This window comes from Novosphingobium sp. SG707, assembly GCF_012275515.1.
Taxonomy (GTDB): Bacteria; Pseudomonadota; Alphaproteobacteria; order Sphingomonadales; family Sphingomonadaceae; genus Novosphingobium.
Genome location: NZ_JAAZQL010000011.1, coordinates 20,594 through 33,684, shown reverse-complemented (window position 1 = coordinate 33,684; position 13,091 = coordinate 20,594). Strand labels below are relative to the sequence as shown.

The following is a 13,091-nucleotide window of genomic DNA, read 5'->3' as shown; positions in this document are numbered from 1 at the left end:
TGCTTTGTAAAGCCTGGACGGCTTCTGTAATCGGTCAAGGTGCCATCCAGTTGGCGCGTCGCGCCGAACTGCGAGAGATACCTATCCGAAAATCACGGTAAAACCCGCACTGCCAGCTGGCCGCTACAGCCTACTATGGAATGCGCTCAGCCCGCCAGCAGCGCTAACCTCGGATACTACCCCGCGTGCGGGGACGTGATCCGCTATTTCGGGGACAATAGAATGGATGGGAGCTTTGGCCAGGAACCCTCGCCTCCGCAGCCCCCATCCGGCTCAAAACTTCATGCCGACCCTGACACCATAGGTGCGCGGCGGGCGCAGATTGGCGGTGTTGAAGAGGCCGAACGGCACAGGAAAAGTGGAATTCATAACGGTCTTATCGAATATATTGTTGACATACCCGCCAATCGAGAAGCGATCGCCGGCAGCATGATAGATGCCTTGGACATCGGCCATCCAATAGGCTTTCTGATATTGCTCCGCCAAGAACTGCAGGCCGGTGAGCGTGTCGGACTGATAACGCGCGGAGCCATCAAAAACCAGACGCGCTCCACTGGCGAAGGGAATGGTTTCCTGCAAACCCAGAACAAGCTTCCATTTGGGCGCGTTGGGCGGCCGCTTGTTCGAGCAGTCAACCACATAGACGGTCGTCGGCGCACCAACCGTGCTACATCCTGTCCCGTTGTTGATGCCGCCGTTCGAATTGGGCGTATTATAAACGAAGCTGTTATACACGGCATCGAGAAACTGCACATCGGCGCTCAGCAGCGTGTTCGCAGTGGGCCGCAGCCGCATCTCGACCTCTGCGCCCCTCATTCTGGCGCGCCCGACGTTCTCTGTCCCGAATATCGAGTGGCCCTGTGAATCATACGTCAGATGCGAAATCTGTTGATCCTTGTAAAGCCAGTCGAACAATTCCAGATTGATTTGCAGCCGGTTCCTGAAAAATCGGTTCTTGGACCCGAACGTCAGGGCACCGATTGATTCAGGGCGGAAAACTCCGGCATCGGTGGTTGTAAAAAAGCCCCCCGATTTGAAGCCTGTCTCGTAACTCACATAGAACAGATTCGATGGCGTCATGTCCCAATCCGCCGACAGACGGTATGTTACTCGGTCAAAGCTGGCGCGCCTGGCGTTCGCGCCGGTCAAATTGATGTCTGTGGGAACGGTGATCGTGCCATCCGGCGCCGGATTAAAATCCACGGCGGGTGGCGTCAGACTATACGGAATAGTCGGCGCCGTCGGGCATCCCGGGACATAAGTGGGGAAATAGCTGGTGGGGTTGAGGCAGATACGCGTTGTGCCGTAAGAAACCGCATTATATTTCTTGTCTTCGGTCGTATAGCGGCCACCGACACCCAGACGAAGATTTTCTCGCACAGCCCATGTCAGTCGACCGAATGCAGCCATACTCGAAATATTCTGCGTGTAGCTTTCGAAAGTGGCATTCGCCTGCTCATTGACGCTGAACAGAGGAATGTCATTCTTCTCGTTATAATAGAATAGGCCCACGATCGCCCGAAGAGGCCCGATATCATTCAGAGCCAGCCGGCCTTCCATGCTGAATTGTCTGTCGTGCTCCACCTGCCGCAGATAGAAGCCGGGGGCGTCCGACAATTGATCGATATTGCTGCGCCGGTATGCCGGAACGAGAGTGAACGTCCCGATGGGGGCCTTGTATTCGATGGTGGATGCAATCCCCCAGAAACTGTTGCGCTGAAAGCGGTCAGCCGAGATCGGATCGAACACTCGGCCCAGTATGGGGCTCGGCTGGGACGCATAGTAGGCGCTCGCCTCCGGCGATTGGATACCGTAGCGGTTATCGATGCCCAACTGGACCGGGATCGCGCCAACGCCAATGTTATGCTGGCGGAAATAATCACCCGTAATGGTGATGCTCAAGTTGTTCACCGGCTTCAACAACAAAGACGCGCGGCCTCCCAGGTCATTCTGATCGTCGCTGCCGTCCTTCATATAGCCATTATGGCGGACAAATGTGCCGGCAACGCGCAACGCCGCATTTTCTCCCAAGGGCGCATTGATGGCGCCGTTTGCCGAAAGGGCATTATAATTGCCATAATCTGCGTCAGCGTAGCCCTCGAACGCCCCCAACACGGGCTTTTTCGTAATGACGTTTACGGCACCGCCGGTTGCGTTGCGGCCGTAAAGCGTTCCCTGAGGACCTTTCAGCACTTCCACCCGTTCAAGATCGTAAAAGAAACCGGTCGTCGAAGATGGACGGCCCAAATAGACCCCGTCCACATTGAAAGCGACAGCTCCATCCGCAAGCGCCGTACCCGAGAAATTGCCGACGCCGCGCAGATAGAACAGCGAATAGGGGCCCCCTGCCGATATCACCTCCAAGGCCGGAACGATGTTGCTCAGCTCTGTAGGCTTCGAGATGCCTGCGGCTCTCAGCGATTCTCCTGAAACCGCACTGATGGCCACAGCTGCGCGTTGCAGGTTTTCCGATCGGCGTTGCGCGGTTACGACAATGTCCTGAATGCCCTGATTGGCCGTGCCGGTGGCAGCTGCTTTGGCACCATTTGCATCCTGCGCCCATGCTACGCCGTCGATGAACAAAAACATCGCGCAACCAAGAAGTAATGCTCTCTTTTTCATGATAACTCCCCCATGATTCTTTCAGCGCGATTTTTGAATCTGCGCCCGAGTATGTTATTTTGCTTGTTGCTTGAGATACGCGATAACCTCGGCACGATCTGCGGGGCGGGACAGCGCCACCGGCATCTTTGTGCCTGGAACGAGTTTCGTCGGAGCGGCTAGAAAACGATCGAGCGTCTCCGCGTCCCAGACCAGCTTGGCGTTCCGCATCGCCGAAGAATATGCAAAGCCGGGTACACTGGCGGCCAGCTTGCCAAATACGCCGACCAATGAAGGACCAAAGCTTGCCTGAGCATTGTCGCCTCCATGACAGGATGCACAGTGGGATTGATAGACAGCGCGACCTTCAGGCGGCGGCGTCTGCGCAAAGGCCGTTGAAGAGAACGGCAGTGCCGCAAAAAACAATTGCAGACGCATCCGCTTTTTCATCTGCCTCTACCCTTCCTCTCGCATTCACTGATTTCAGGCCACCGTCGCTCGACACTCGAAATCGTTACGCGCGATAGGCAGATCACGCAGACGCCGCCCGTTAGCCGCAAAGATCGCGTTGGCCAGCGCGGGAGCGGCAACGGTCGCCGCCGCTTCGGAAATGGTGCTGGGTGGATCATCGCTCGGCATCTGGATGACGGTAAGCGCCGGACAATGCTGCAACGTTAGCAATCGGTAATCAGCAAAGCCGGTCTGCTCCACCCGCCCTTCGGCGATCGAGATCCGGCCCCAAAGCGCGGCGCCCAGTCCGAACAGGAACCCTCCCTGAGTCTGCGCTTCCACAACGTCGGGGTTGATGACGATGCCATTGTCGACGGCCAGCACAACGCGGCGTATCTCAAAGCCGCTCTTGCTTGCCGCAACTTCGACAATGGCCACCGTAACCGCATCTGACATATTGGTTATGGCAATGCCACGACCGATACCCTTGGCCGCTTTCTTGTCCCAACCGATCTCCCGCGCGGCACAATCAAGAGCGGCAAGGAAGCGCGGCTGCCCGCTCAACAACGTTTTGCGGAACGCGAGGGGGTCCTGCCCTGCGGCATACGCCAGTTCATCGACAAAGCACTCGGTTGCAAACAGGTTGTTGGTCTGCCCTACCCCACGGAACCAGCCCGTCGGGATGGGAACATCGATCTTCGCTGACGCCACCTCCACATTGGGAATCGCATAGACGGCGTTGGACGGCGTCCCGTCCACGCTCATCAAGTCGAAAGGCGCGAAATTGAAACCGGATGCGCCGGCAGGGCCGGTCAGCTTGTCCAGTTCTTTCAGATCGATGCCATACTCACGGAAATAGCGCGCGTAATTGTCGAGCAAGGACTGGCTGGCGCAGCGATGGCTCCACGCCACAATCTTGCCATCCTTGACCGCTCCGCGCAGGGCGGAGCGCGATGCGGGGCGATAGAAGCCGTGTTGAATGTCTTCGGAACGCGAGCGGATGGCTCTGACCGGACCGCCAATGATGCGCGAGAGGACCATGGCTTCCAGCTCGCCGTCGATCTGCGCCCTGCGGCCAAAGCTGGACCCGATAGGCTGCTGATGCACCCGCACCTTGTCGGCCTCGAAACCGTAAAGCAGCTTGGCGGCGTGATAGATCATCGCTGGCGATTGCGTGCTTGACCAGATGTCGATGCCATCCGGGCGCACATGGGCAATCGCACTGGTGGGCTCCATGCAGGCATGATCGAGGTAAGGGGTGGAATATTCGGCCGAAACCGCGAGGACGCCAGGCTGGGCAAAACCAGCGGCAGGATCACCCACCTTGTGGGCGGGAATCAAGCCGTTCCGTCCCTGCCCCTTGCCCGCCACGCCGTCGCGAAGCATGGCATCGATCTTGGCGTCATCGATCACCGCCGCCGGATCCGGGTTTTCCCATTCGATGACCAGCGCATCAGCCCCTTGCAGCGCGCTCCAGCTTGTCGAGGCGATGCAAGCAACCGCATGGTCGAGCGCGATCACCCGCGTCACCCCGGCTACGGCCAGCGCCGCCTTGCTATCCACGGCCTTTACCCGCGCACCAAACTGCGGTGCGTGAACAAGCGCGGCCTGCACCATGCCAAGTACGGTCTTGTCAAAGCCGTAGCGGGCTTTGCCGGTGCATTTGTCGGCCATATCGATCCGGGCCTGCGGTTTGCCCAGTATGGCCCAGTCGGCACGCGGCTTGAGCGGAACATCCTGCGGCACGGGAAGACTGGCGGCGCCCGCCACAAGACTGGAATAGGGCATTGAGCGCCCGTCTGGAGCATGAACTTCGCCTGCCACCGCCTTGCATGCCTGCGATGGCACTTTCCACTCCTGAGCCGCCGCTTCCACCAGCATCTGCCGCGCCGCCGCGCCCAATTGACGCAATTGCAGATAGCGCCCCTTGAGGCTTAACGATGCCCCGGTCTTGAGCATGCCAAAGGCGGGGTTGGTATAGATCGGGCGGGCGGTCATCGGGACTGTCGTTATCCTGCCCCAGGGGATTTCCAGTTCCTCGGCAACCAGCATCGCCATGGCGGTGTTGGTCCCCTGCCCCATCTCCGCCTCGGCGTTGACCAGCGTAACCATGCCTCGCGCGTCGATGCTCAGCCATGCGGAAAAGACCTGTTCGGTCGCAACCGGTTCTGGCACACCGAAAGTCCGGGCGATCCCGCGATCGCCGCAGGCCAATGTCAGAACGACAGCGCCCGCCCCGCCCAGAAACCGCCGACGATCAACCTGCAGCGCTTCAGTCATGGCTCTTCACCCCATGTCCGGCCGCCGCCATCATCGCAAGGCGAACTCGGGAAAATGTGCTGCAGCGGCAAATGTTCGTCATCTGCTGCAATAGCTCAGCAGGCTGCGCGCCCGGGGTTTCGCCCACCATCGCGGCAGCCGCCATGATGAAGCCGGACTGACAAAAGCCGCATTGGGCGACAGCGTTCTCGATCCATGCCTTCTGAACCGGATGGAGACCGCCGGGCGAAGACAATCCCTCAATGGTGGTGACAGGCCCCGAGACTTCGCCAATCGGCGTCACACAGCTACGCACGGCCTTGCCCGAAACATGGACCGTACAGGCGCCACATAGGCCAATACCGCATGACAATTTGGTTCCGGTCAGCCCCAGCTCTTCGCGCAGCGCCCACACCAACGGCATTTCCGGCGGAACGCGTAGCTCTCTAGGCTCACCATTGACGATCACCGTAATAATGTCTGCCACCTCCGTCGTCCTCCCTGAGGCGGCATCATAAATCGTGAAAAAGATAAGACAAATTTATATATAGTATATTACAATATCCATCAGGTTTATTTTATGTCCTCAAAGCCGCTCGTCGATCGGCACACCCGCATTCTTTGGGAGAGAGATGACGCCGCGGCAGGACGCGCGCCTCTACTCCCGCGCTGGCCCACGCCCCGATGCGATTGTTTTCTTATTTTGGGCCGTCCGACATGTGCGCTTGCCAATTTTGTACAAAAATTTCTGCGAGCAGATTGCGGAACCATCGATTGCCTGGATCTGCATCGGTACGCCTATGCCAGCACATGAAGAATTCCACAGGCGGGATATAAAAGGGCAAAGGACGCGACGTCAGCGAGAAGGACGCCGGGATGACCTTGGCGACATAGGCCGGCAGGGTGGCGACAAGATCGGTGCCATGCAGCATGAAGTAGACAGACGAAAATCGCGGCGTCACCATGGTTACCTGGCGTTTTAAACCCATTGAGGCTAGTGCATTGTCGGCAACCCCACGGAAATCGCCGCGGAACGAGACCAGCAAATGCCGCGCATTAATATAGTCGTCGAGCGCACCTGATCTGCCGGGCATGATCGACTGATCATAGACCATGACATAATCGGCATCAGCCAGCTTTTGAGTATGCAGCCAGCTCGGGGCTTGGCCCGGCAGCACCGTGAGCATCACGTCAATGTCTTCGCGATCCTTGTAGGGGAGCGGCGAGCCATCGCTGTTGACCAGCCGCAGCCGAGCCAATGGCGCTTCGTGCGAAAGACGTTTGATGATCGCCGGCCCCATAAACGGTTCAAGGTCATCCACCGTGGCAATGGTAAAGGTGCGGGTCGACTGAGCAGGATCGAAGTCGGAAGAGACTTCGATGGCGCTGCGCAGCCTAGGCAGCAGAGGCCGGATACTATCTGAGAGTTCCAATGCGCGCGGCGTTGGCGACATGCCTGCACGACTGCGAATGAAGAGCGGATCGTCGAACAAAGTTCTCAATCGTGTAAGAGAGGCGCTAATTGCCGGTTGGCTGCGCCCAAGCCGCACGGCAACGCGCGATACGCTGCGTTCCTCGAACATCGCTTCAAGCACCAACAGAAGATTTAGATCCATCCGGAGCAGAGGGTCAGCCATCACGAATTCCGTTTATAATTTTCGCGGTGTCGTTTATGAAGACTTATATAAAAATCCATTTCTATTGGCTTTACCGATAAGCGGCTCGGCGTCAAAAGCGTCAGAACCGATGGGACGAAGGCGCGCGCATGGGTTGTTACCTTGGCGTGGCATAGGCTGGCTCAATGCCTGACAAAGACGACGGGCATTGGACAGCTCGAACCACCATATTTGACCTTCAGCTTGTAAAAGGTTGCGATAGTCGGCCCGTGCTGCCGGCAAACCTTCAGTTGGCAGCCCCGCCTCTTGCTCCTTGATCATCATGAGGGATCTTTGAAGGGCAGATCGAGCATCACAATAAACCACAAAAGCCCCCAGAGTGCCTCTCGTGCCCCCCCCCTGATCGATCCACCTTAAGGTGAATAACCGCCGACCAAGGCAACATCGATCATCCCCAAGTGATAATCCTTGGCAAAAGCGGGGAAGGATCGCATCACGACGCCAGTTCTGCGCGGAGCGAAAGAGGCGTTACAATTAACGCCAGACCCGCACCATATATCGCCTTGAGAACGAGTGCAGGCACCGGCGCGATCGAGGGTGCTCCCACCAGCCAGACAAAGACGGCGATCGACGCCGTGCCAATGAATGCGGATCCCACCGCCAGGATCAGCCCCCGCGGCAGCAATTTGGCGGGCAGGAAAGAGCGATGACCAATCCGCGTCAGCGCCCCTGCCTTCAACTTTCGACGGGCGAGCGCGCCGGGAACGAGAACACTCATAAATGTGGTCATGAAGCTTTGCGGCAGAAAATCGGCTATCCATTGCCCGAAACCCCAAAGCTGCACCGGCCCATCCAAACCAAATACGACAAGAAATAGAACCGCAGAGATAACGGCGTTTATCACGACACTGATGCGGGTTTCATTGCGAACATAGGCTTCTATGGCAGGGAGACTGGTCATCGTTTCACACTCCAGTCCGACATGCGCAGCACAGCGCTTCGCCAAAGTCGCACCCACGACACGCGTGAAAACCGCCCAACCTATTTCTTGTTGCACGACACACCATCATATTCTCCACAATATAATTATTCTCAATTAAATTACATTTATGCTAGAAATATTTTTTAGAAAAATATATGTACAAAAATAGTAATCATACGATTATCAAATATTTATCGACAACTACATTTCAAATTTTGTTGATAATTATAAATTATCAGAATTTAGTTTGAAAAGTCAGCCCATATGTACGCGGCGCCCCATAAGATGCCGCCGAGCTGGTATTGCTGGAATTGGAATAGAGTAGAACCGCTTCGTTTCCGATATTTCTGACCCAGCCGCGAAGGCTAAACCTTTCGTCCGCCGTGTTGAAGGCGATCGATGCGTTCACCATGTCGAAAGACTTCTGCCTGCGCAGATTATCGACATTGGTAAAATATCCATCGTTATGATTCCAATCGACGGAGAAAACCATGTCCCCGGCGCCGACAGGCAAGGTGTAGAGCCCGCCAAGGCTCGTGCTGAAGTCAGCCGTGACCGGGATCCGATTTCCACGCGCATTGAAGAGGGTCTGAATTACACCACCCGCCGGATTGGGCGCATTCATCAGTGCATTGGGGAAATCGCCAAAACGGTCATGGATCACGGTCGCGCCAAAGTTCAGCTTCAGGCGCGAACTAATGATAACCTCACCGTCAATGTCGAGGCCGTAGATTTTCGCCGATGGCCCGTTGACAATGCCGACGGTTCCGGTGGGAAGGGGCTTGGGCACTTGAATATTGGTGTAATTATAATAGAAGATCGCGGGATTGACACGCAGCCGCCTGTCCAGCAGATCCATTTTCAGCCCCGCCTCATAGGCATCGAGAACTTCCGGCTCAAATGCAGGCTGCTCAGGCGTGCCCAGATTAAACCCGCCAGCCTTGAACCCGCGATTGTACGAGGCGTAAAGCAGGACATCATCGATCTTGTGATCGACACTCACGCGCCACGTAAGCTTGTTGAACTGCTTGGACTGAGTGCCAGCACCAGAGGGCAGGAGGTCGATGAAGGAGCCGTCAGGCAGCTGTGCAGAACTCATACCGTCAATGCTGCGCCGCTCTGACGTATAGCGCAAGCCACCTGTAATGTTTGTCGAAGGTCCGACCGGTACGGTCACCTGACCATATCCCGCGTAGGAATCGGTCTTCACAGTCCCAGTGGTCCGCATCCGGGAAAATGGAAAGAAGGGAGAACCCGGCTGGTCTAATGGAAAACCAATAACGAGATCGCTGGGGGCATAGGCGCTGTACCCGTGGAAATAGAAGCCACCCAAGACCCACTTGATATGGGATGATTTATTCGATTGAAGCTGCAGCTCCTGGCTAAACTGCCGATCGTTCTGCTTGACAAAAATGCCTAGCGCCGGGACCGGAGTGAGATCGAAATCAAAAGCAAAATTGGTGGTTGAGCTGCGATAGGCCGAGATACTGACGAGTTGGATGTTGCCCAGACCTTGGTCGATCCTCAGCGCCGCGCCGCCGCTGCTGCTATTCTGTTTCGGTTCGACATTGGTGTTGGCATCCCACGGCGAACCTGTTCTAGCCAGACCAAATAGTGGTTGTTCACCCGGGAAATCCCGAAATGCGGGATTATTTCCGCGCGTCTGTGAATAGTCGCCGCTCAATCGAATGGCCGTATTGGGTCCAGGCTCCCACAACAGCTTGGAGCGCAGGCCAATGTCGCTGTCGGTCTTGTTAACGTCGCGCCCGGTTGCCAGATTCGTTCCAAAGCCCTTGCCCTGATGGCTGCCCACAAACGAAATATCGATGGCAGCATTATCGGAGAGCCCGGTTGTGAGATAGAGGCTTCCTGAAAGTGTCTGATAATTTCCATAAGACAAACTGGCCGAGCCGCCAGGCGTCCTGGAAGGATCTTTCGTGAGGATGTTGATGAGACCACCCGTGGCGTTGCGCCCGAACAACGTGCCTTGCGGTCCCTTCAACACTTCAACTCGCTCGATATTGTTGAATGAGAACAGGGAGGCCGAGGAAGCGGCATAATATACGTTGTCGACATAGACCGCGATGGAATTTTCAAGACCCGGCCCAAATGTGGAGGCGCCTATCCCGCGGATTTTGGGCAGGAAATAGCCCGAGGCGTTATTGACTGTCAGCGCCGGAGTGACAGTCGCCAAAGCCTGCGCATTGGTGATACCAGCGCTCGACAACCTCGTTGCGCTTACTGCGGTGACCGAGATAGGCACGTTTTGCAGGTTTTCCGCACGGCGCTGCGCCGTGACCACAATTTCTTCCACAGTCGCTGGCTTGGCGTTGGTATCCGGCCTGGCTGAGGCCGCCGTCTGGGCATGTGCCGGAACAGCCAGAGCCGATGCGAGCACGCATGTGGACAGTGAAAGATAAGTTTTCATTCTGGTTCCCTCCCATGGTTATAAACCGCCCGCTCTTTGACGTTGGCCGCGTTGACGGCCACCGACATTGCCGCCGCGGCCCTGATCCCATGGATGCAAGGGCAGTCGATCAAAAAGGGGGCGCTTTACAATGGCCGCCTGTTCATCAGGTCGGTCTTCTCTCTTGTTTTCAAAATTGTCATACGGCAGCGATGACTATACTGGAAATCGATATTCCGTATGGCCCTATTCATCGAGTTAATGGGAAGGGCTGCAGCTGGTGACGTGACCATCCCGGCTCCTCGCTCTTGCACATTTGCAGTTCAAATATTAGCTCCCTGAGCCATTTGTGGCCAGAGTCGTACTGATTGCGGGAATGCCACAAGGCCAGCGCGCCAACGGGCGCCATCGGGATGGGCGGCGGCACAAAACATAAGTCAGGCCAATCCTGAAATGCACTGGCGGTGAGACTATCGAGGACCGCGATGAGATCCGTGCCCAGCACGGCGGCGGGCACTGCAAGGCTATGGGGGACCTGAAGCGCGACCCTCCTGCGAATACCGATCGCCTGCACCTCATAATCGGTAACGAGACCTGACCGCGCCCCCGCGACCTGAACATGTGGCAGTTCCTTGAAGGCCTCCAGACTCAGCGCCCCGTCCTTCAATCGCGGATTGCGCCGATCCACCACGCAGGTCATGGGAATGGTGAAAAGCGTACGACTTTGCAGTTCGGCTGGAATTTCAACGAAGGCGTTCAGGGCAAGGTCGATCTTTCCGAGCCGCAATTCTTCTGTTGCCTCAGCCGCTGCGAGGTCAACGACGATCAGGTCCATCTTGGGCGCCAGCCGCCTTAATGCAGGCATCAGCAAAGGGAGCACACCAAAGGCCGCCACATCCGACATACCCAGGATAAAACGGCGATCAGACTCGGTGGGAACGAATTCGATCCTTTGGTTCACTGCGGCGCGCAATAGCGCGAGCCCCTCTACGATATAGGGGGCCAATTCCTGCGCGCGCGGGGTCGGCTGCATCCCTGAACCGTCACGACAGAATAACTCATCATCCAAGAGATGCCGCAACCGTTTGAGCGCATGGCTCATGCTTGGCTGGCTCAAACCGATCGCGGCTCCGGCATGTGTTACACTCCCGTGCTTCAGCAAGGCTTCGAACGCGAGCAGCAGGTTCAGGTCAACGCCCGCTAGATTGACTGGTGCAGACATGATTTATGCGATCTTGAGACGGCTGATCTGTGCGATCCAGCCTTCTTCAGTCAAAACCGTCAGAATGCGGGTCCAGATGCCCAGGCAATTCCATCTCGTCGGAGAGCCATCATTGACTGGACAGTCGGTCCAGCGGCCAACACGCCTGCGCAAGCGGATAACACCAGATATCACATGTCGGCCATCAAACCGCGGTGCTTCGGGCGGGCGATCAGTCAAAAGTGGTCCGATCACTGCGCACGCCCGATCCGACAACCAAAACAGCAAACACAACATCCCAAACAGCCTCCGGCATCAGCAGAGAATCCCAAATTCAACGGGCTCGAGAGTTTTCAAAATCAATTTCGAGTTTGAGCCTGAGCCATGCCCATTTCCCACCTCCGGCAAGCATCGACAATGAAAGCGTCCCAAGCACTCCATGCCCAGTTTGCCCCTTCGCCGCCTGCCCCGCGCCAGAGCGTTCAAGGCGCCGCCTGCTCCTCCTTGACCAACCGTTCGATCGCCCGTCGTGCCATCACAGCGCCACCGTCGCCTGACAGTAACCAAGGGCGAAGTTTCCAAAAGTCCCGGCCCCGCATATTGTCTTGCACGGCCCTTATCATTGGCCCGTCCTCGGTTGTGAAAGCCGCCATCACGGCACGGGTCGTGATGTCCGTCATCGCCTGGTCCTCAAGGGCCCAATTGCGAACGGCCCGGAACAAGTAATGGGTCGAATCGGGGGTTGCCGGGGTCAAGGCGTGGATGGCCTCGATCTTCAGCTCTTTGGTTGTCCGATCAAGCCGCGATGATGCCCCCGATGAAATGACCAAACGCGCCGGGGGCGACCATTCGACCTTGAGCCAGCCATCTGTATGCGCACCGCCTTCTGGCAGGAAAGGGGCGAACAGAGCCATCGCCTGACTATCCTCCCAGGTCCAAAGGCTGGTGATTTTATTGCCTTCGCGTGTGATTTTAGGGGTTTGCCCTGTAACCGCCCCGCCGGTTCCAAGCAGGCCGGGGTGCAGAAAATCGGCGTGGCTCAGATCGAGCAAGTTATCGATCACAAGCTGATAATGGCCTGACGAGTTGAACAAACCTTCCGCAACGGCGCTTGCCGGCAGATCGAGGAAATCCAGTTCAGGAATGTCCTTGGTGGGATCGCCAAGGCCCGTCCACAACCAGACAATGCCGCGATCGGCCTTAACGGGATAGCTTCGCAATGGCGCCGCTTTGGGTATGACCCCTTCACCATGGGGGTTGCGGACACAATGCCCTTTGCTGTCAAATTCCAGCCCATGATAAGGACACGTGATGATACCCTTATCGATCCGCCCCATACTCAATGGAGCAAACCGGTGCGGGCAAACATCAGACAGCACACTGATGCCATTCTGAGAATTTCGGAACAAGACCAGAGGCTCGTCCATCACCTCGCGCGAGATCATTTTGCCCGGTTCAATCTCGCTCACCAAGGCAACCGGGTACCACGCCTCACGAATATAGTTGGGGTTCATGATGCTCTCTCCCAGTTGGCTGGCGCTCGTTGACGGATACAAGACCACTGCACCAGAAGGC

At 56.8% G+C, this 13,091-nt stretch carries 11 protein-coding genes; 1 reads left to right on the top strand and 10 read right to left on the bottom strand.

Going from position 1 to position 13,091, the window contains the following annotated elements; all coding sequences use genetic code 11:
- Positions 1 to 273: 273 nt before the first annotated feature.
- The 8 genes from FHW92_RS22150 to FHW92_RS22115 form a co-directional block, all read right to left on the bottom strand.
- Positions 274 to 2,622, bottom strand: a complete 2,349-nt coding sequence (locus tag FHW92_RS22150; protein ID WP_168605469.1) for a TonB-dependent receptor — start codon at positions 2,620 to 2,622, stop codon at positions 274 to 276.
- A 54-nt stretch (positions 2,623 to 2,676) separates the two neighbouring features.
- Positions 2,677 to 3,051 carry a c-type cytochrome gene (locus FHW92_RS22145; protein WP_168605468.1) on the bottom strand — a complete coding sequence of 125 codons (375 nt, stop codon included), beginning with the start codon at positions 3,049 to 3,051 and terminating at the stop codon, positions 2,677 to 2,679.
- Positions 3,052 to 3,084: 33 nt separating this feature from the next.
- Complete coding sequence (locus tag FHW92_RS22140; RefSeq protein WP_168605467.1) at positions 3,085 to 5,331, bottom strand: molybdopterin cofactor-binding domain-containing protein; 2,247 nt, start codon at positions 5,329 to 5,331, stop codon at positions 3,085 to 3,087.
- Positions 5,324 to 5,797: a (2Fe-2S)-binding protein gene (locus FHW92_RS22135; RefSeq protein WP_349237735.1), complete on the bottom strand. Its 474-nt coding sequence runs from the start codon at positions 5,795 to 5,797 to the stop codon at positions 5,324 to 5,326. Before FHW92_RS22135 ends, FHW92_RS22140 begins: the two co-directional genes overlap by 8 nt.
- Positions 5,798 to 6,008: 211 nt before the next feature.
- The gene (locus FHW92_RS22130) at positions 6,009 to 6,947 is read right to left on the bottom strand and encodes a LysR family transcriptional regulator (protein WP_168605466.1); all 939 of its coding nucleotides are present in this window, start codon (positions 6,945 to 6,947) and stop codon (positions 6,009 to 6,011) included.
- A 33-nt stretch (positions 6,948 to 6,980) separates the two neighbouring features.
- Positions 6,981 to 7,250, bottom strand: coding sequence for a hypothetical protein (locus FHW92_RS26145; RefSeq protein ID WP_168605465.1), 270 nt, complete (start codon positions 7,248 to 7,250; stop codon positions 6,981 to 6,983).
- A 169-nt stretch (positions 7,251 to 7,419) separates the two neighbouring features.
- Complete coding sequence (locus tag FHW92_RS22120) at positions 7,420 to 7,887, bottom strand: hypothetical protein (protein ID WP_168605464.1); 468 nt, start codon at positions 7,885 to 7,887, stop codon at positions 7,420 to 7,422.
- A 256-nt stretch (positions 7,888 to 8,143) separates the two neighbouring features.
- Positions 8,144 to 10,336, bottom strand: coding sequence for a TonB-dependent receptor (locus FHW92_RS22115; protein WP_168605463.1), 2,193 nt, complete (start codon positions 10,334 to 10,336; stop codon positions 8,144 to 8,146).
- A gap of 51 nt (positions 10,337 to 10,387) precedes the next feature.
- On the opposite strand from FHW92_RS22115, the gene FHW92_RS22110 reads away from it, so the two are divergent.
- A complete protein-coding gene (locus tag FHW92_RS22110; RefSeq protein ID WP_168605462.1) occupies positions 10,388 to 10,531 on the top strand; it encodes a hypothetical protein in 144 nt (47 codons plus the stop codon).
- A 34-nt stretch (positions 10,532 to 10,565) separates the two neighbouring features.
- Here the strand turns inward: FHW92_RS22110 and FHW92_RS22105 are convergent, their stop codons facing one another.
- Together FHW92_RS22105 and FHW92_RS22100 are read right to left on the bottom strand one after the other, a co-directional pair.
- The gene (locus FHW92_RS22105; protein WP_168605461.1) at positions 10,566 to 11,537 is read right to left on the bottom strand and encodes a LysR family transcriptional regulator; all 972 of its coding nucleotides are present in this window, start codon (positions 11,535 to 11,537) and stop codon (positions 10,566 to 10,568) included.
- 461 nt (positions 11,538 to 11,998) lie between these two features.
- A complete protein-coding gene (locus FHW92_RS22100) occupies positions 11,999 to 13,030 on the bottom strand; it encodes an aromatic ring-hydroxylating dioxygenase subunit alpha (RefSeq protein ID WP_172249378.1) in 1,032 nt (343 codons plus the stop codon).
- Positions 13,031 to 13,091 lie beyond the last annotated feature (61 nt).

Bases quoted from the DNA above. Each gene is read 5' to 3' on its own strand.
- FHW92_RS22115 (WP_168605463.1), bottom strand. From the start codon at position 10,336: ATGAAAACTTATCTTTCACTGTCCACATGCGTGCTCGCATCGGCTCTG.
- FHW92_RS22150 (WP_168605469.1), bottom strand. From the start codon at position 2,622: ATGAAAAAGAGAGCATTACTTCTTGGTTGCGCGATGTTTTTGTTCATC.
- FHW92_RS22140 (WP_168605467.1), bottom strand. From the start codon at position 5,331: ATGACTGAAGCGCTGCAGGTTGATCGTCGGCGGTTTCTGGGCGGGGCG.
- FHW92_RS22100 (WP_172249378.1), bottom strand. From the start codon at position 13,030: ATGAACCCCAACTATATTCGTGAGGCGTGGTACCCGGTTGCCTTGGTG.
- FHW92_RS26145 (WP_168605465.1), bottom strand. From the start codon at position 7,250: ATGATGATCAAGGAGCAAGAGGCGGGGCTGCCAACTGAAGGTTTGCCG.
- FHW92_RS22130 (WP_168605466.1), bottom strand. From the start codon at position 6,947: ATGGCTGACCCTCTGCTCCGGATGGATCTAAATCTTCTGTTGGTGCTT.
- FHW92_RS22120 (WP_168605464.1), bottom strand. From the start codon at position 7,887: ATGACCAGTCTCCCTGCCATAGAAGCCTATGTTCGCAATGAAACCCGC.
- FHW92_RS22105 (WP_168605461.1), bottom strand. From the start codon at position 11,537: ATGTCTGCACCAGTCAATCTAGCGGGCGTTGACCTGAACCTGCTGCTC.
- FHW92_RS22145 (WP_168605468.1), bottom strand. From the start codon at position 3,051: ATGAAAAAGCGGATGCGTCTGCAATTGTTTTTTGCGGCACTGCCGTTC.